At 67.9% G+C, this 18,535-nt stretch carries 12 protein-coding genes; 5 read left to right on the top strand and 7 right to left on the bottom strand.

Annotated features, from left to right (window positions below; all coding sequences use genetic code 11):
- Window positions 1-1,104 precede the first annotated feature (1,104 nt).
- Window positions 1,105-1,233, bottom strand: a complete 129-nt coding sequence (locus ASD38_RS24845; protein WP_268760907.1) for a hypothetical protein — start codon at window positions 1,231-1,233, stop codon at window positions 1,105-1,107.
- A 162-nt stretch (window positions 1,234-1,395) separates the two neighbouring features.
- On the opposite strand from ASD38_RS24845, the gene ASD38_RS02675 reads away from it, so the two are divergent.
- From ASD38_RS02675 to gyrB, 4 genes are all read left to right on the top strand, one after another.
- Window positions 1,396-1,770, top strand: coding sequence for a VOC family protein (locus tag ASD38_RS02675; RefSeq protein ID WP_056457334.1), 375 nt, complete (start codon window positions 1,396-1,398; stop codon window positions 1,768-1,770).
- Window positions 1,771-1,822: 52 nt separating this feature from the next.
- Window positions 1,823-2,572, top strand: coding sequence for an SDR family NAD(P)-dependent oxidoreductase (locus tag ASD38_RS02670; protein ID WP_056444041.1), 750 nt, complete (start codon window positions 1,823-1,825; stop codon window positions 2,570-2,572).
- Window positions 2,573-2,779: 207 nt separating this feature from the next.
- Window positions 2,780-3,958: a DNA replication/repair protein RecF gene (recF, locus tag ASD38_RS02665; RefSeq protein WP_056457332.1), complete on the top strand. Its 1,179-nt coding sequence runs from the start codon at window positions 2,780-2,782 to the stop codon at window positions 3,956-3,958.
- A gap of 68 nt (window positions 3,959-4,026) precedes the next feature.
- A complete protein-coding gene (gene gyrB / locus ASD38_RS02660; protein WP_056444205.1) occupies window positions 4,027-6,447 on the top strand; it encodes a DNA topoisomerase (ATP-hydrolyzing) subunit B in 2,421 nt (806 codons plus the stop codon).
- Between the two features lie 150 nt (window positions 6,448-6,597).
- On the opposite strand, the gene ASD38_RS02655 is transcribed toward gyrB, so the two are convergent.
- Both ASD38_RS02655 and ASD38_RS02650 read right to left on the bottom strand, forming a co-directional pair.
- Complete coding sequence (locus ASD38_RS02655) at window positions 6,598-7,614, bottom strand: hypothetical protein (RefSeq protein ID WP_056444034.1); 1,017 nt, start codon at window positions 7,612-7,614, stop codon at window positions 6,598-6,600.
- A 278-nt stretch (window positions 7,615-7,892) separates the two neighbouring features.
- Complete coding sequence (locus ASD38_RS02650; RefSeq protein ID WP_056457329.1) at window positions 7,893-9,173, bottom strand: Nramp family divalent metal transporter; 1,281 nt, start codon at window positions 9,171-9,173, stop codon at window positions 7,893-7,895.
- Between the two features lie 167 nt (window positions 9,174-9,340).
- Here ASD38_RS02650 and ASD38_RS02645 point away from each other — a divergent pair, with 167 nt between their 5' ends.
- The gene (locus ASD38_RS02645; protein ID WP_056458253.1) at window positions 9,341-10,303 is read left to right on the top strand and encodes a bifunctional helix-turn-helix transcriptional regulator/GNAT family N-acetyltransferase; all 963 of its coding nucleotides are present in this window, start codon (window positions 9,341-9,343) and stop codon (window positions 10,301-10,303) included.
- Here ASD38_RS02645 and ybaK read toward each other — a convergent pair.
- The 4 genes from ybaK to ASD38_RS02625 form a co-directional block, all read right to left on the bottom strand.
- Window positions 10,300-10,773, bottom strand: coding sequence for a Cys-tRNA(Pro) deacylase (gene ybaK / locus ASD38_RS02640; RefSeq protein WP_056457326.1), 474 nt, complete (start codon window positions 10,771-10,773; stop codon window positions 10,300-10,302). The genes ASD38_RS02645 and ybaK overlap by 4 nt on opposite strands.
- 138 nt (window positions 10,774-10,911) lie before the next feature.
- Window positions 10,912-13,407 carry a glycoside hydrolase family 3 protein gene (locus ASD38_RS02635; RefSeq protein WP_082560647.1) on the bottom strand — a complete coding sequence of 832 codons (2,496 nt, stop codon included), beginning with the start codon at window positions 13,405-13,407 and terminating at the stop codon, window positions 10,912-10,914.
- Window positions 13,408-13,803: 396 nt separating this feature from the next.
- Window positions 13,804-15,327 (bottom strand): tryptophan halogenase family protein, encoded by a 1,524-nt coding sequence (locus ASD38_RS02630; RefSeq protein WP_056444023.1) that lies wholly within the window; start codon window positions 15,325-15,327, stop codon window positions 13,804-13,806.
- A 134-nt stretch (window positions 15,328-15,461) separates the two neighbouring features.
- Window positions 15,462-18,413, bottom strand: a complete 2,952-nt coding sequence (locus tag ASD38_RS02625; protein WP_056457323.1) for a TonB-dependent receptor — start codon at window positions 18,411-18,413, stop codon at window positions 15,462-15,464.
- Between the last annotated feature and the right edge of the window lie 122 nt (window positions 18,414-18,535).

Below are 18,535 nucleotides of genomic sequence, written 5' to 3'. Positions count from 1 at the left end.
CCTGCCGCGTCCGTCGATCCCCCGCCGCCTGGGTTTCGTCCTGTGTTGCAAGGAACCTGCCCAGGACCGTCGCGAAGGCTGTCACTGAAGACCACCGACAAGCGCTTCCCGCTCGACCACCCCCGAAAGCCGCAGCGGTCGCCGTACGTGCGCCCTCCCCGTGCTTTCAGGTGGGAGCATTATGCGGGCGGTTTGGAAGGTGAGGACCAAATCGGGTCGAGAAAGTTCAGGGCGTTGAAATCGCTGGGGTTTGTCGGCTATGCGCAGAGCATCAACATCGCGGAACCCTCTCCCATGGGGAGAGGGGCGGGGCCCGCCGCGTAGCGGTGGGAGGGTGAGGGGGTTCTGAGCCAACCGGCGTGCCGGCAGGGCGCTAAAAACGCGGCGATGTGTGAAACCGGACAGGGCGTCACCCCTCTCCCTCCCACGCCTGCGGCGCGGGTCCCTCCCTCTCCCCTCCGGGAGAGAGTTCAAGAAAAGCCCGCAGCGGCGAGGCCGCGCCTTGAAACCTTGATGGCGAGCCTGCTCTGTCGTCTGGCCGTGTCAATGACCGCCTCTGGCGGCCGCGACGCGGCGACGCTCCGCTCCGATCCACCAAGGCTTTAAGGCGCGGCCCCATCCGGGGCGGATGCGGGCTTGCGCCAAGCGGACGTTCCAAACGTCCGAGAAGGGTGGTTAGCTGTCTTTAGGTGGCCCGGCGGCTGTCTGGCCATCGACGAAGGCGAAGTCCGATTCGAACTTCTCTCTCACTAAGTCTTTGTTCAGTCTCTCGCGACCAAAGCGGAGCGTATGCATCGGCCAATGTTTAGCCGTTTTATGGATAGCGGTAGCGATGGCCCAATGCATATGGCCTAAGGAATCTTCGTCAGGCGTCCCGTAGTGTTTTACCATGACCTCGTCCGAGAAATCTACGACGCCACGTACAATGTGTCGGTCACGGCTGAGACGCTGAATGCGGAATGCAAGGATGGCGGGCCACTCCGCGATGGCTCTTTGATATAAACTATCGAAACGGTCCATACTCGCACGTTATTGAAACGGCGAATGTCGCACTAGGGTCGAAAGCGGCCAAAGCTTTCCGCCGCGAACCGCTCCTGACCGCCCTCAGGCGACGCCGAGGGCTCGCACGATCAGCCAGAGGACGCCGCAGATCACCGCCCAGCCGGTGGCGATGCCGAGTTCCGGGTGGTTCTGCCACCATTGGCGCTGAGCGCCCAAGGTCTTGAGTCGCATGTGCCCCCTCCCCAGGGTTTTGTTACCGCTATTCATCACCGACGCCGCGAGTCGCGCAAGCAACCTGCGGTGTCACGATATCGTCGCGTGACGGCTTCCCAGCCCTTGCCGACCTCCCCGCGCGTGCTAGCCTCCGTTTCATAAGAAAACGGGAGGAAGCGCGTGGCGAGAGTGAACTACATGACGGTGGGGTCCAACAAACTGGAGGCGGCCAAGGTCTTCTACGACGCCCTGCTGGGATCGATCGGCATGACGGGGGTCTACGAGCATCCGTCGGGCGGGCGGCTGTATCGCGGCAAGGGCACGGGGCTGTTCGGGGTGCTGGGTCCCCATGACGGCCAGCCGGCCTGCGTCGGCAACGGCATGATGGGCGGCTTCGACTTCGAAAGCCGCGAAGAGGTCGACGCCTTCCACGCCAAGGCCATGGAACTGGGCGGGACCTGCGAGGGTCCTCCGGGCGAGCGGATGCCCGGCGCCTATTTCGCCTATTTCCGCGATCTGGATGGCAACAAACTCTGCGGCTACAAGTTCGGCTGAGGCGTCCCCATATCCTCGCCGGACGCGATCGGCGCCGGCGAGGAGATTTCCCATGAGCACGGACATGAACGGCCGCGTGGCCCTGGTCACCGGGGCGTCGTCGGGTTTCGGCGAGGCCGTGGCCCTGGGCCTGGCGCGCGCCGGCGCCAAGGTCGCCCTGGCCGCCCGGCGCGAGGATCGCCTGCGCGACCTGGCCCGGCGCATCACCGCCGAGGGCGGCGAGGCCCACGTCATCGTCGCCGACTTCACCGACGAGCACGCCGCCCAGCGGGCGGTCCGCGAGACCGAGGCGGCGTTCGGCCGGCTGGACATCCTGATCAACAACGCCGGCGTCATGTATCTGGAGCCGGTGGCCACCGCCGATCTGGGCCGCTGGCGGTCGATGCTGGAGCTGAACCTGCTGGGCCTGATCGCCGCCACCCAGGCCGCCCTGCCCGGCATGACCGCCCGCAAGGACGGCCACATCGTCAACATCGCCTCGACCGCCGGCCACGTCTCCAACCCGCTGGCGGCGGCCTATTCGGCCACCAAGTTCGGGGTGGTGGGCTTCTCGGAGTCGCTGCGCAAGGAGGTCCACAAGGACAATATCCGCGTCACGGTGATCTCGCCCGGCATGGCGGCCACCGAACTGCGCGACCACATCGCCGTCGAGGCCATCCAGACCACGCTCAACAAGAACGCCGCCGCCATGCGCCAGCTGACCGCCGAGGACGTCGCCGACGCCATCCTCTACGCCGTCTCGCGCCCGCCCCACGTGACGATCAACGAAATCCTGATGCGCTCGACCGACCAGGAGCGGTGAGGGGCAGCGACCTCGGCGCCCCACATGGTTGTCATCCCGGAAAGCGCGCAGCGCTTGTCCGGGACCCAGGTGAACCGCACCGTTTTCGCCCAGTCCCCTGGGTCCCGGACAGCCTCCGCGAGGCTTCCGGGATGACAACGGCTTGGGCTGAGGTGCAGATCGACGTCCGAACTTAGACCTGGCCCGCGAATAGGCTAGAACCCCCCGGTGAGCCGCGCCGCCCTGCTTTCCCTGACCCTGACCGACTTCCGCTCGTACGAGCGCGCGATCCTGCGTCCGGAGGGCGCCAGCGTCTATCTGTTCGGGGCCAACGGGGCGGGCAAGACCAACCTGCTGGAGGCCATCAGTCTGCTGTCGCCGGGCAAGGGCCTGCGCGGGGCCAGCCTGACCGAGGTGGGTCGTCGCCAGCCGGGCGAGACGACCGGCCGCGCCTGGGCCGTGGCCGCCGAGGCTCAATCCCCTTCAAGCATGGGCGCCGATGACGAGCCGATCCGGCTGGGCACGGGCGTCGAACTGGCCGGGGCGGCCCGCCGTATCGTCCGCATCGAGGGCGAGACCGTCCCGCCCGGACGCCTGGCCGACCACCTTCGCCCGATCTGGCTGACCCCGGCCCAGGACCGCCTGTTCCTCGAGGCGGCCGGCGAGCGCCGCAAGTTCTTCGACCGCCTGGTGTTCGCCGGCGAGCCCGACCACGCCCGCCACGCCAACGCCTACGACAAGGCCCAGCGCGAGCGCATGCGCCTGCTGACCGACGCCGCCGAGAGCGGCCAGCCGGCCGACACCGTGTGGCTGACCGCGCTGGAGGCCCAGCTGGGCCAGGCCGGCGCCCTGATGTCCGGGGCCCGGGCCCGCACCCTGACGGTTCTGCAGGCCGAGATCGACAGCCGCGGCGACCGCCCCTTCCCGCGCGCCCGCCTGGCCCTGACCGGCGAGTGGGAGAAGATGGCGCTGGAGGGGGTCGAGGCCGCCGAGATCGAGGCCCGGCTCGCCACCGCCCTGGCCGCCGCCCGGCTCCGTGACGGGGCCGCCGGACGGGCCCTGACCGGTCCGCACCGGGGCGATCTGGCCATCCATCACGTCGACAAGGACCGTCCCGCCGCGGAATGTTCGACCGGCGAGCAGAAAGCGCTGATTCTGAACCTGGTTTTGGCCCAGGCGGCGCGACTTTCGCGTGCGAAAGACGCGCCGAATCCTATATTGTTGCTCGACGAAGTCGCCGCGCATCTCGACCTGAAAAGGCGAGCCGCCTTGGCCGACGAAATCACGGCGCTCGGACTCCAGGCCTTTCTCACGGGCACGGACCAGTCGCTGTTCGACCACCTGAAAGGTCGGGCTCTCGGCGTTCGCGTCAGCGAACTCGGCCTGACCGCATTGGAAGACGTATGACCGAAGAGACCAAGGGCCCCGAGGCCGACAACACCGGCGATCGCCTGACCACCGCGGACGGCTCGGAAATGTCGGCGCCTGAAGTGATGCAGGGCGAGTACAGCGCCGACTCGATCAAGGTGCTCAAGGGCCTGGACGCGGTGCGCAAGCGCCCCGGCATGTACATCGGCGACACGGATGACGGCTCGGGCCTGCACCACATGGTCTACGAGGTGGTCGACAACGCCATCGACGAGGCCCTGGCCGGCCACGCCACCAAGGTCGAGGTGATCCTCAACGCCGACGGCTCGGTGACGGTCACCGACGACGGGCGCGGCATCCCGGTCGACATCCACGAGGGCGAGGGCGTCAGCGCGGCCGAGGTCATCATGACCCAGCTGCACGCGGGCGGTAAGTTCGACCAGAACAGCTACAAGGTCTCGGGCGGCCTGCACGGCGTGGGCGTCTCGGTGGTCAACGCGCTCAGCGACTGGCTGGAGCTGAAGATCCACCGCAACGGCCACAGCTACCAGATGCGCTTCGAGCGCGGCGACGCGGTGACTTCGCTGGCCCAGACCGGCGATTCGCCCGTCCGCGCCGACGGTCCCAAGGCCGGCGAGACCCTGACCGGCACGGAAGTGACCTTCTTCCCGTCGCTGGAAACCTTCGCCTTCATCGAATTCGACCGGAAAACGCTCGAGCACCGGCTGCGCGAGCTGGCCTTCCTGAACTCGGGCGTGACGATCTATTTCCGCGATCTGCGCGACGCCGAGCCGTGGGAGGAAAAGCTGCACTACGAGGGCGGCATCGAGGCCTTCGTGCGCCACCTCGACAAGGCCAAGACCCCGCTCCTGAAAACCCCGATCGTCATCCGCGGCAAGAAGGACAAGGTCGAGGTCGACCTGGCCCTGTGGTGGAACGACAGCTACCACGAGCACATGCTGTGCTTCACCAACAACATCCCGCAGCGGGATGGCGGCACGCACTTGTCGGCCTTCCGCGGCGCCCTGACCCGGATCATCACCAACTACGCCGAGAGCTCGGGCATCACGAAGAAGGAAAAGGTCAATGTCGGGGGCGAGGACGCCCGCGAAGGCCTGACCTGCGTGCTGTCGGTCAAGGTGCCGGATCCCAAGTTCAGCTCACAGACCAAGGACAAGCTGGTTTCGTCCGAAGTCCGCCCGGCCGTCGAGGGCCTGGTCCAGGAAGGCCTGGCCACCTGGTTCGAGGAGCACCCGAACGAGGCGAAAGCCATCGTCTCCAAGATCGCCGAGGCCGCCGCCGCCCGTGAGGCCGCCCGCAAAGCCCGCGAACTGACCCGCCGCAAGAGCGCGCTCGACATCACCTCGTTGCCGGGCAAGCTCGCCGACTGCTCCGAGCGTGACCCGGCCAAGTCCGAGATCTTCATCGTCGAGGGCGACTCGGCCGGCGGCTCGGCCAAGCAGGCCCGCAACCGCGACAACCAGGCCGTCCTGCCCCTGCGCGGCAAGATCCTCAACGTCGAGCGGGCGCGGTTCGACAAGATGCTGTCGTCCGACCAGATCGGCACGCTGATCACCGCCCTGGGGGCCGGCATCGGCCGCGACGACTTCAACCCGGACAAGGTGCGCTACCACAAGATCGTGCTGATGACCGACGCCGACGTCGACGGCGCCCACATCCGCACCCTGCTGCTGACCTTCTTCTATCGTCAGATGCCGGAGCTGATCGAGCGCGGCTACATCTACATCGCCCAGCCGCCGCTCTACAAAGCCGCCAAGGGCAAGTCGTCGCGCTACCTGAAGGACGACTTCGAGATGGACGCCTTCCTGGTCGACGAGGGCGTCGAGGGCGCCGAACTCGACCTGCCGTCGGGCGAGCGCCGCACCGGCCAGGACCTGCTGGCCCTGGTCCAGCTGTGCCGCCAGGCCAAGGGCAACATCGACCGCCTGGCCCAGCGCGCGCCGGCCTTCGCCATCGAACAGGGGGCCCTGGCCGGCCTGTTCGGCGAAAACCCCGACATCGCCGCCGCCGCCAAGCGTCTTGATCTGTATGCGGAAGAAGGCGACGGCCCGTGGTCGGGCGAGCGCGGCGACACCGCCTATGTGTTCAAGCGCATCCGCCGCGGCGTCACCGAGAGCGTGGTGCTGGACGACGGCCTGCTGCACGCCGCCGACGCCCGCCGCCTGGCCGAACGGGCCGGCGCCCTGGCCGACGTGTTCTCCGGCGCGGCGATCTTCCGCCGCAAGGACAAGTCGACCACCGTGCGCGGTCCGCTCGACCTGCTGGGCGCGGTGCTCGACGCCGGCCGCAAGGGCCTGTCGATCCAGCGCTACAAGGGCCTGGGCGAGATGAACCCCGACCAGCTGTGGGAGACCACCCTGGACGTGGAAGCCCGCACCCTGCTGCAGGTGCGCGTCAACCACGCCGACGACGCCGACGACATGTTCAGCCGCCTGATGGGCGACCTGGTCGAACCCCGCCGCGAGTTCATCCAGGAAAACGCCCTGGACGCCGAGGTGGACGTTTAACGTTCCTTTTTGATCCGCTCATCCCGGCGAAGGCCGGGACCCAGATGGAATGGCTTTGAGGCTGACGCCAAGAACTCAGAGTCCTTCCAGCCGACCACACCGCTATGGGATCTGGGTCCCGGCCTTCGCCGGGATGAGCGGATTTTATGATCAGTCATCCGTGAAATAGTCGGCGATCGCCGCGTCCACGGACTCCAGCTCGAAGTTCGGCGAGCCGGCGCGTTCCAGGGCGTGGCGGATCTGCCAGGCGCTGCGGCCGACATGGATGCCCATGCCGCGCAGCTCCTCGACGATCGCCGCGCGGGTGGCGTCGTCGACCGACTTGTTGTTCTCCAGCCGCGCCTGGTCCAGCCGCCAGCCGAAATAGCTGTCGGGCGTCAGCTCGATCACCGCGCCCGGGGCCGGCAGCCATTCGTAGATCGCGCAGCGGCGGTCCACGGCCGCGTCGACATAGTTGGCCAGGCAGTTGCGGTAGCGCCGCGCGGCGTCGCGGATCGCCGCCACGCTCTCCAGCGGCCGCAGACGCTCCGTCCCCGGATGGGGCGGCTTGGGCAGTTCGCGGCGGAAGTCGTCGGCCACCAGGTTGAACAGCGTCTTGGCGTTCGGGGCGCGGGTCCAGACGGCGATCCGCTGGGCCAGGACCGCCTCCGGCAGGCGGCGGGCGAGCAGGGCGTGCGCCTCGGCCAGCAGCTTGGCCTGGGCGGCGCTGACCCGCACGGCGACCCCGCCGGCGTCGCGCAGCGGACGCGGCAGGGCGCCCAGGGTCCGCACCTGCAGCGGGTCGATCTGGGCCGCGTGACGCAGGGTCTTGGCCGGCTTGGGATCGGCCAGCAGGGCGACCAGGACGCGATAGTCCTCGGGCGTCCAGGCGATCTCGCCCAGCCGCTCCAACGCCCGGGCCAGACCTTCCGGGGCCGGATCCAGCACCAGCCGCACGGCCTTGCGCAGCGGCGCCTCCAGCAGCAGATCGACGTCGACCGCGGCGTGACGATCGGTTTCCATCGCCAGCATCAGGCAGATCAGGTGCCGCCGCGCGGTCGGGGCGGTGACGAACGGGGTGTGCGGCGCGGGCCACAGGGCGGCCAGCACGTCCGCATAGGCGGGCGCGATCAGGCGCAGCAGGGGCGAGGCGGACTCGGTCGCCTTGGCCAGAACGAGGGTGGTCATCGATAGCTCCCGGCGACAGCCGGGGCGGGCCGTCGCTAGCGGTTGTGTTGGAGACGAAGCGGGCGCGGCTCGCACGACGCGCGCCATCGCACCGGGATCGGTGGCTTGTATGGCTGGGCGGCGTTCAAGGTCATGCGGCGGCGGCTTCTTCCGGAGCGTGGATCGGGAGACGCTGATCTCATGATCCCCCGCCGTCGACAAGGTCGTCGCGACCCGGGAGACGACTTGGCGGCGACCTTGTTGCCGTCACGACACGGTTCGGCGAACGCCGTACGCGCTCAGGCCATGGCCACGAACATCGCCGCCGCGGCGATCGCCATCACCGCCGTGGCCAGCCAGCCGAACAGCTTCAGGGCCGGGCCGGCGACGAAGCGGCCCATCTGGTCGCGGCGCGAGGCGACCAGCATCATCACCACCATCATCGGCACGGCGATCACGCCGTTGATCACCGCGCTCCAGAACAGGGCCTGGATCGGATCGATCTTCATCAGGTCCAGACCGACGCCCAGCAGGGTGGCCGCGCCGATCACCGCGTAGAAGCCGACCGCCTCCCAGGGCTTGTTGTCGAGACCGCAGGTCCAGCCCCGGCTCTCGCCCACCGCATAGGCGGCGGATCCGGCCAGGACCGGGATCGACAGCAGGCCGGTGCCGACAATGCCCAGGGTGAACAGCAGGAAGGCGAACCGGCCCGCCGCCGGCTCCAGGGCCTTGGCCGCGTCGGCGGCCGTGGCGATCTCGGTCTTGCCGGCGGCGTGCAGGGTGGCGGCGGTGGCGATCATGATGGCCAGGGCGATCAGGTTCGAGACCGCCATGCCGACGAAGGTGTCCATCCGTATGCGGCGCATCTCGCGCTTGGCCTGCTCGGGCGCCTCGGTCAGGGGGCGGGCCTGGTCGTCGTGATCGACCTCCTCGACCTCCTGGGCGGTCTGCCAGAAGAACAGGTAGGGGCTGATCGTCGTGCCGAAAACGGCGACGATGGTGGTGATCGCCTCCTTGGAGCCCAGCAGCTTCGGGTCCGGCAGGAACAGGCCCCGCGCGACCTGCCCCCAGTCGAGCTTCACGACCAGGACCACGGCGACATAGGCGAACAGCACCAGGGTCAGCCATTTGAGGAAGCGGACATAGCGCTTGTACGGAACGAACATCTGCAGCAGCAGCGACACGACCGCGAAGCCGATCGTGAACAGATGCGCGCCGCCGCCCGCCAGCAGCCGAGCGGCCGCCCCCATGGCGGCCAGGTCGGCGCCGATATTGACGGTGTTGGCCGCGAACAGAAGGACGACCAGACCCGTCACGGCGCCGCTGGGGATCACCTCGCCCATGTTGCGAGCCAAGCCCTTGCCGGTAACCCGGCCGATCTCGCCGCTGACCAGCTGGATGGCGCTCATCAACGGATAGGTCAGCAGCAGAGTCCACAGCAGGCCGTAGCCGAACCGCGCCCCGGTCTGGGAATAGGTGGCGATGCCGGACGGATCGTCGTCGGCCGCGCCGGTGACCAGGCCGGGCCCCAACTGCTCGAACAGGGCGATTGACCGGACGCGACGGAGCAACGAGGTCATGGTGCGTCTCTTGCCCATTCACCGGCCTTGGGAGTGGGCTGAAACACCGGCCGAGGCGCTTGGTTCCTGTGTCGCCTGTGGGACGAAGCCCAAAATTCCAGCTTGCCAAACCAGATACATAGCTATGTATATATCTCGACATGTTTGTGATCCCCGAGAGCTCGATCATGACCCCCGACACCCTCGCCGACCTGGGCGTGACCTTCCTGGGCAGCCGAATGAAGCGCTTGGCCGACCGGCTGCAGACCGACGCCGCCGCCACGCTCCAGGCCATGAACCTGCCGATCCAGCCGGCCCAGCAACAGTTCCTGGCCGTGCTGCGGCAACAGGGCCCGCAGACCGTGGGCGGCGTCGCCCAGCATCTGCGGATCAGCCAGCCGACCGCCACCCGCGCCGTCCAGGCCTTGATGGAGCAGGGTCTGATCGACGCCAGCCGCGAGGGTCGCGACCAGCGCCAGAAGCTTTTGTCGCTGAGCGCGGCCGGCGAAGCCTTGATGGACCGACTGGAGCGCGACCTGTGGCCCAAGGTCGAGGCCGCCGCCGTGTCGCTGTGCGGCGGCCGCCACGCCGCCCTGCTGGAAGAGATCACGATGATCGAGACCGAACTTGACCGCCGCTCGCTGGTGGACCGGATCATGGCCCCCGCCGCGGCGCCGGCGATGACCATCCGCGACTTCTCCGACGACCTGGCGCGGGCGTTCCACGACATCAACGCCGCCTGGATCGCGCAGATGTTCGCCCTCGAGGAGAACGACATCACGCTGCTGGAGAACCCGCGCGAACTGATCGTCGACAAGGGCGGGGCGGTGCTGTTCGCGCAGACGCCGGACCTGGGGGTGGTGGGGACCTGCGCCATCATGCGGATGAAGGACGGCTGGTTCGAGCTGACCAAGATGGGCGTCCTGGAGGCCGCGCGCGGCCGCAAGGTCGGCGAGTTCCTGCTGGCGGCGGCGCTGGAGCGGGCCAAGGCCATGGGCGTCGCCGACCGGCTCTACCTGCTGACCAACAGGAAGTGCGGGCCGGCCATCCATCTCTACGAGAAGCTGGGCTTCCAGCACGACGCCGAGATCATGGCGCTGTTCGGGGCTCGGTATGAGCGCTGCGACGTGGCGATGCGGTATCGGGGTTAGGCCGAAACCTGAGCCGCGACCGCCTTCAGCACCTCGCGCGCCGCGTTCGGGTCCAACCGCACCTGCAAGCCCCGCTGGCCGCCGTTGATGTAGACGTGGACGTGCGCCAGGGCGTCGGCCTCGATCACCGCCGGCAGCGGCTTGCGCTGGCCGAACGGGCTGATGCCGCCGACCTTGTAGCCGCTGATCCGCTCGGCGTCGGCGGGCTTCATCATCTGGGCCGACTTGCCGCCGACCGCCGCCGCCAGCTTCTTCATCGCCACCTCGCGGTCGGAGGGCGCGATGACCAGAACCGGCTTGCCGTCGACCAGCGCCATCAGGGTCTTGAGCACCCGGCCGGGATCCTCGCCCAGGGCCGCGGCGGCGGCCAGGCCGATGCTGTCGGCGTCCGGATCGTAGTCGTAGGCGTGGACCGTGAAATCGACCCCGGCCTTGGTCAGGGCGAGGGTGGCGGGCGTGGTGCGGGACATGGCGTCACTATAGCCAAGCCCGCCCGAAAACCTCGCCCTTCGACAGGCTCAGGATGAGGTTTTCTTCTCTTCGGCCTGCGGAATGGTCCTCATCCTGAGCTTGTCGAAGGACGAGGACCACGCACTGGGCTGATCGACCTATTTCGGGCAGATCGCGTCGCCCTCGTTCGAGGCCAGCCGCACCTCGGTCAGCGACAGCGAGAACGGCCCGCTGGTGCTGACCACGAACGGCGCGGTGACATGGTCCATCTTCGCCCCGGCCGTCTGGAAGCAGGATAGCTTGATCTTGGTGCTGCTCCACTCGCCGGGCTTGGCGTCCTTCAGCAGGCCCGAGACATCCACCGCGCCGCCGCACGAGGCGTCGTCGCTGCAGCCGATGCTCATCGTCACCGGGGCGGTCGGGGCGGCGTCGATCCGATAGCGGACCATCACCGCCATGTCGCCGGTGGTCTGGCGCGACAGGTCGACCGGCGGCCCGTGGATGGCCAGCATGCCCTGGCCGGTCCAGGCCGCCTGGCGGGCGTTCTCCTGGGCCCCGGCGTCGATCGACTTGACCGAGCCCGCCCCCAGGAAGTCCATCCGCCACGGCGCGGGCAGGCGGCCTTCCACGAAATAGCGGTCGACGCTGCCGGCGGCGGCGGCCTGGCCGGGGTCTTCCGGCAGGCTCCCGACCGTGGCCGGCTTGGCGTAGGACAGGCCGTAGCCATAGGCGAATTGCGGATCATAGCCCGGCTGGCCGCGGTTCAGCGGGCCCTGGTCGGCGCGCTTGGGCCAGGAGAAGCCCAGCTTGCCCTGGAAGTCGCGCTTGGACTTGCCGTCCTTGCCCGCCACCAGCACGTCGGCGACGCCGCCGCCCTCGCTGCCCGGCAGCCAGGCCGCCACGAAGGCGTCCGAGGCGTTGATCTCCGGGTTCACCCACAGGGGGCGGCCCGACAGGAACACCGACACCACCGGGATGCCTTGGGCCTTCAGTTTCTTGAGCAGGGCCAGGTCGGTCTTGTCGCCCAGCTGGTAGCCGAGGTTGGCGACGTCGCCCTGGAACTCGGCATAGGGGTCCTCGCCGAACACCACGATGGCCACGTCGGGCTTGGTCTTGAACTGGCCGCCGGGCGCCAGTTCGGCTTGGCCGCCGGCCGCCTTCACCGCCTGCTCGATCCCGCCCCAGATCGACTGGCCGTGCGGGAAGTCGCTGTTCTTGTTGCCGGTGCCCTGCCAGGTCAGGGTCCAGCCGCCCGAGGCCTTGCCGATGTCGTCGGCCGCGCCGGCCACCAGCACCCTGGCGCCCGGCTTGACCGGCAGCACGCCGTCGTTCTTCAGCAGCACCAGCGACTTGGCCACCGCCTCGCGGGCGATCGCGCGGTGCTCCTCCGCGCCCAGCCGCTCGAGCTGTCCCTGGACGGACGGGGCGACGCGCTCGAACAGTCCGGCCTTGACCTTGACCCGCAGGATGCGCCGCACGGCGTCGTCCAGCCGCGCCATCGGGATCTCGCCCGCCTTCACCTGGGCCAGGGTGTTGTTGTAGAGCGGCTTCCAGCTGTCGGGCGCCATGTACATGTCGAGCCCGGCGTTCATCGCCTGCGGGCAGCTGGCGTTGGTGCAGCCGGCGACCTGCCCGTGAGCGTTCCAATCGCTGACCACGAAGCCCTGGAAGCCCATCCGGCCCTTCAGCACGTCGGTCAGCAGGGTCTTGTTGCCGGTCATCTTCTGGCCGTTCCAGCTGGAGAACGAGACCATCACCGTCAGGATGCCGGCGTCGATGCTGGGCGGGTAGCCCTGGGCGTGGATCGCGACCAGTTCGGCCTCGGAGATCCTGGCGTCGCCCTGGTCCTTGCCGTCCTCGGTGCCGCCGTCGGCCAGGAAGTGCTTGGCCGAGCCGGCGATATGGCCGACGCCAAGGCTCGCGCCGGGCTTGAGCTCGCCCTGCAGGCCTAGGGTCATGGGTCCCGAATAGGATTTCACGACCTCGGGATCCTCGGCATAGCCCTCGTAGCTGCGGCCCCAGCGGTCGTCGCGGGGCACGGCCACGGTGGGACCGAAGGTCCAGTCGCCGCCGACCGCCGCCACCTCTTCGGCGGTGGCCTGGCCGATGCGGCGGATCAGGGCCGGGTCGCGCATGGCGCCCAGACCGACATTGTGCGGGAAGATCGTCGCCCCGACGATGTTGTTGTGGCCGTGCACGGCGTCGATGCCGAACATGATCGGGATCGGCGTGTGGCCCGGCCGCGCGGCCAGGGCCTGCTTGCGGTAGGCGTCGACCAGGTCGATCCAGGCCTTGGGCGGAGCGCGGTCATCGCCGCCCGGCGCCGAGTTGCCGCCGGCCAGGATCGAGCCCAGCGGATATTTCTCCAGATCGGCCGGGGTCATCGAGGCGATGTCGCCCTGGATGGTCTGACCGACCTTCTCTTCCACGCTCATCTTGGCCATCAGCTGGGTGATGAAGGCTTCGGTCTTGACGTCGGTGATCGCCGCCGGGCTGGCCGCCGCGGGCCATTGGGCCGGATGGGCGATGGCCGATTGCGCCGACGCGGCCGGGTCTGATTGGGCGAAGGCCGGCGCGCCCGGCAGACCCGTCGAGGCGATGCCGGTCGAGGCGACGAGGGCCGAAATCAGAAGGCGACGGGAGCGGACGGTCATTCAACACCTTCAAGAAGCGGCCCAGGCGACAGAGGCGCGGGCGGTCATTGCGCGGCAAAAAACCGGCGCGACGGGGAGAACATCGTCGCGCCGGAGTTTGGAGAGCCCCCGATGAAGGGGATCCAGTCACGCCGCCGTCGGAGGGGTCTGACGAAGGCGCGTCGTCCCCGCCGACGAATCGGCGCTGGAACGGGACGGATAGGAATTTCGTGGACGCCGCTCGCCTCTATCGGGCGCGCGGGCGCGGTGTGGGTGTTCCCTTCCCTGAAGCGGGGGCTGGCGCCCCTCTTGACGGTCCTGACTGCACCATGAATTGACAGCGCTGTCCAGAGACTTGATAGCGGTACCTTGCTGAACCTCCATGGATGTCGGGGAGAGGCCGGGCGCCGCGGGGCGTCAGGCCACCATGGCCTCCGCGGCCCACATGCCGTGGCGTTTCATGTAGTCGGCGTGGCCGGGCATGGCGTCGACCCGACGGGCGATCAACGCCTTCATGTTCCGGAAGCCGTCGGCGATCGCCCGGCTGTCCTGGTCCGCCACCAGCGGCGAGTAGCCCTGGGGCTGCACGCCCTGTCCCAGCAGCACGGCCAGCCAGGAGGTGGGGGTGAACATCTCGTCGGGATGGATGACCAGCTGGCCGCGCTCGTGGAACAGCTCGATCCGGTCGGCCAGCGAGTCCGGGATCGGCATCTGGCGCACATAGGACCACAGGGCCGCGTCGTCGCGGGTGGTGGATTTGTAGTGCAGGATCAGGAAGTCGCGGATCGTCTCCATGTCGACCGCGATGCGCCGATTATAGGCCTCGCGGTTGGCGGGCGAGAACCGGCGGTCGGGGAAGTGTTGCAGCAGCTTGTTGATGCTGGCCTGGATCAGATGGATGCTGGTGGACTCCAGGGGCTCCATGAACCCGCTGGACAGGCCGATGGCGACGACGTTCTTGTCCCACATCTTCCGGCGGCGGCCGGTGGCGAACCGCAGCAGGCGCGCGTCGGCCAGAGGCTCGGTCTCGAGATTGCCCATCAGCGTCGAAACGGCGTCTTCGTCCGAGATGAAGCGGCTGGAATAGACATAGCCGTTGCCGACCCGGTGCTGCAGCGGGATGCGCCATTGCCAGCCGGCCTCGCGGGCCGTCGAGGTGGTGTACGGCGACAGGGGGCCGCGCAGGGCGCAGGGCACGGCGGCCGCCCGGTCCATCGGCAGGTAGGCCGACCAGTCCTCGTAGCCGGCCTTGAGCGTCTGCTCGATCAGCAGGCCCTTGAAGCCCGAACAGTCGATGAACAGGTCGCCCTCGACGCTGGCGCCGGATTTCAGCCGCAGGGCGGTGACGAAGCCGGTTTCGGAATCCTGGTCGACCTGGACGACCTCGCCCTCGATCCGCGCGACGCCCAGGCCCTGGGCGAAGCGGCGCAGGTACTGGCCGTAGAGAATGGTGTCGAAATGATAGGCGAAGCCGAAGGTCGACATCGGATCGCGCGGGTCGTCGCTCTGGCGGTCGAACCGGCCGGCCTTGGCCGCCTGGGCGCACAGCGAATAGTCGGCCAGGGCGAGGCTTCCCCCCTCGTGGTTCAGCTTCAGCCAGTACTGGAAGAAATGTCCCATCTCGGCGTTGAGGCCGTAGACGCCGAACGGGTGGAAATAGGATTGGCCCAGGCCGCCCCAGTCGCGGAACTCGATGCCTAGCTTGTAGGTCGCCCGGGTCTCGCGCATGAACTCGGCCTCGTCCAGGCCCAGCATGGCGTTGAACAGCCGGATCGGCGGGATCGTCGCCTCGCCGACGCCGACCACCCCGATGTCCTGGGATTCGACCACCTGGATCCGGTAGCGGCGATCAAGACCGCGCGCCAGGGCCGCGGCGGTCATCCATCCGGCGCTTCCGCCGCCGACGATGACGATGTTCTGGATCCAAGTTCCGTCCGACATGTCGCCGTTCCTTCCCGGCCTGGTGACGCCTCGCCGCCCAGGGATCGTGCGTCCGATCCTCCGCCTGACGACGGCGACGCTCAAGAAAAATGGCCATGGCTCGCCAGGAGCCATGGCCATCCCGTGCCTAGGCCCTAGCGGCCGAAGCGGTAGCGCAGACCGAACGAGACGCGCCGGTCGCCCGACACGAAACGCAGGGGCAGTTCGGAGAACTGCAGGTAGGCCTTGTTGTCTTCCTTGGTCAGGTTGGAAGCCTCCAGCGTCACCTTCAGATCCTGGGTGATGTCGTAGGCCACCTGGCCGTCCAGCTGGCCGTAGGCTTCGTTGTAGATGCCCAGGTTGTGGACGTCGGCGCCGGAGCCGAAGCCGTAGTTGCCCTGGTAGGCCTTGTCACGCCAGGCATAGGACAGGCGGGTCGAGAACGGACCGCTCTCGAAATAGCCCTGGACGTTGAAGGCGTGCTTGGACACGCCCGGGATCGGCAGGTTGTCGGAGAAGTCGTTGGCGTAGGGCGACTTGGAGTCCGAGTAGGTGTAGTTGGCCGTGAAGCCCAGGCCGTTCTCGAACGCGTACTGCGCCTGAGCCTCCAGACCCTTGATCTCGCCGCCCTCGCCGTTGACCACCGAGGTGAACGTCCCGGTCGAAGCGCCGGCCACCGACTGGTCCTTCACCGTCACCGGGAAGGTGTTCTGGACGATGAACGAGTCGACGGTCTTGTAGAACACGCCGGCCGAGATCAGGCCCTGGCTGCCGAAATAGTGCTCCCAGGCCAGGTCGAACTGCGACGCGCGGAACGGGTCGAGGTTGGGGTTGCCGCCGCTGCCGTTGGTGTAGAGGAACTTGTCGAAGTTCGGCCCCGGGGTCGACGAGCGGGTGAAGTTGTACGACGCGCCCTGACCCAGGTCGAACAGGTTCTGGGCGGCGACGACGCGGGCGCCGGTCGCCCGGACCTTGTCCTGTTCGGTGACGTTGAACACCGCGTTGATGCTGGGCAGGACGTCGGTGTATTCGCGCACCGTGCGGGCCGAATCCGGGTTCTTCAGGATCCCGTTCCAGCTGTCGGTGCCCCACCACAGCGGGGTCACCGGCGTGTTGGACGAGTCGATGGTCAGCTTGGTGTGCACCACGCGGACGCCGGCGTTGATGTGGTAACCCTCGTCTCCCAGGTCGGCCATCACGTAGCCCGAGGTCGTGGCGTCCTTGATTTTGAAGGACTCGATCGGGTCGCGGTAGAAGGCGAACTTGGTCGACGGATACAGGGCCTGGATCCAGTTCACCGGGTTCTTCATCTGCCCGTAGTCCTGGAAGATCGCGTTCACGCCGTGAACGTTGTCGGTGACCGCGCGGCTGGGGGCCGAGGCGGCGGTCTGGTAGGGCGTGACCACCGCGGGCGAATTGCCGAAGCGGCCGCAGCCGTAGAAGGCGATGTCGCACTTCTTCAGGCCGATCGCGCCGTCCTGGAAGTAGCCCAGCGGGGTCCAGTCGACGAACACGCCGTGGTCGGTCGTGCCCTGGGCGCTGGCCGGCAGTTCGCCCTTGGCCGAGTAGTCGGCCAGGTAGCGGCCATAGTCCGAGGTGACCTTGTTTTCCGAGTAACGCAGGCCGCCCGTGAGCACCATGTTGGCGCCCTCGCCGAACTCGGGGCGATAGCTGAGATCCCCGGTGATGGCCTTGTCGTCCAGCTTGGACTTGTCGCCGAACGCCCAGTGCGACTTGAAGAACACCGAGCTGGGCGTGGTCATGGCGGTGGCCAGGTTGGCCGCCGGCGTGAACATCGGGTAGTCGCCGTTGGTGAAGCCGTAGGTCGCCGTCAGCGGGGCGGTGGCGTTCGGGGCGAAGCCCGCGCCGCCGTCACGCACCGTGTACTGGGTGTAGCGCGTGTCGACCTGGCCCGAGGTCGAGGCGTAGTCGGTCTTGGACCAGGCGGCGCGGACCTTGCCGCTCAGGCGCTCCGTGCCGTTCCAGTCGAGGGCGAACTGCACGTTGTCGGTCTTGGCCTTGGCGTTCTTGGCGAAGGTGTCGCCTTCCGACGAGTTGGCGGTGACCATGCCCGACTGCAGGACGTCGTTGCTGCTCTTGGCCAGGCCCTGCGAATTGTACATCGCGTTTTCGTTGGCGTAGGCCCACTTCAGCGAGTGCTCGCCGGTGAAGATCTTCAGGTCGGAGTGGAACCAGTCCGCCCGCAGGGTCACCGTGTCCGAGACGTCCCAGTCGGCGTTCAGCGAGAAGGCGGTGCGCTTGCGCTCCTGGTGGCGGTTGTTGCTGTAGCGATATTCCGGCGACCAGAGGTTGGTCGTGCCCGTCTGGACCTGGTTGTTGCCGGTCGCGGTGGGCCGGTTCAGGTAGGCCCAGCCGCCGCGGTTCTCGCCGCTGAGCACCTCGGTGTCGATCCAGTTTTCGTCGTAGGTGAAACTGCCCAGCAGGCCGAAGTTGTCGGTGAACTTGTAGCCGACCACCGCCGAGAGATTCGGCTTCAGCTTGCCGTCGGTCGAGCCCTGGTTGCCGGCGACGTCGAGCGCCAGGGTCAGGTCGTTGGTCATGTCCAGCGCGTTGCGGGTCTTCAGGTTGACGGTGCCGCCCAGGGCGCCTTCGATCTGGTCGGCCTGCGGCGACTTGATGACGTCCACGCCCGCCAGCAGGTTGGAGGGGATGCCCTCCAGCGAGTTGGTCTGCTTGGCGTTGCCTTCGCCCAGGCGGAAGGCTTCCAGGCCCGACAAGAAGGTGTCGCTGTTGAGCAGGGTGACGTTCTGGTCGAGGCCGCGGATGCGGACCTTGGTGCCCTGGCCGTTCTCCCGGTCGATCTGCACGCCCGGCAGGCGCTGCAGCGACTCGGCGATGTTCTGGTCGGGGAACTTGCCCATGTCCTCGGCGGTGATCGACTCGATGATCTGGTCCGAGTTCTTCTTCAGGCTGAGGGCGTTGGCGAGCGAAGCGCGGAAGCCGGTGACGACGACTTCATCAACCTGGGATGGTTGGTCGTTTTGAGCCGGCGCGGCCTGGGCGATGGCCTGGCTGGCGCTCAGCAGCACCATGGCCGAGGCGGCGCCGAGCAGAGCCGTGCGTGATCGATAAGACGTTGTGGTCATTATGCATTCCCCTGATGTGCGGCAGCAGTTCTCAGTCTCGATCAGCGGAGCCGAACGAGCCAAGACGCGGAAGTTTGAGGGATGCGTGCGCATCCTCCCGTGGAGTTCCGGCTTTTTTTGGA

This window comes from Caulobacter sp. Root487D2Y, assembly GCF_001427165.1.
In the GTDB taxonomy this organism is placed as follows: Bacteria; Pseudomonadota; Alphaproteobacteria; order Caulobacterales; family Caulobacteraceae; genus Caulobacter.
The sequence above is the reverse complement of the archived record's forward strand: the minus strand, read 5'-3'. Positions and strand labels throughout refer to the sequence as shown.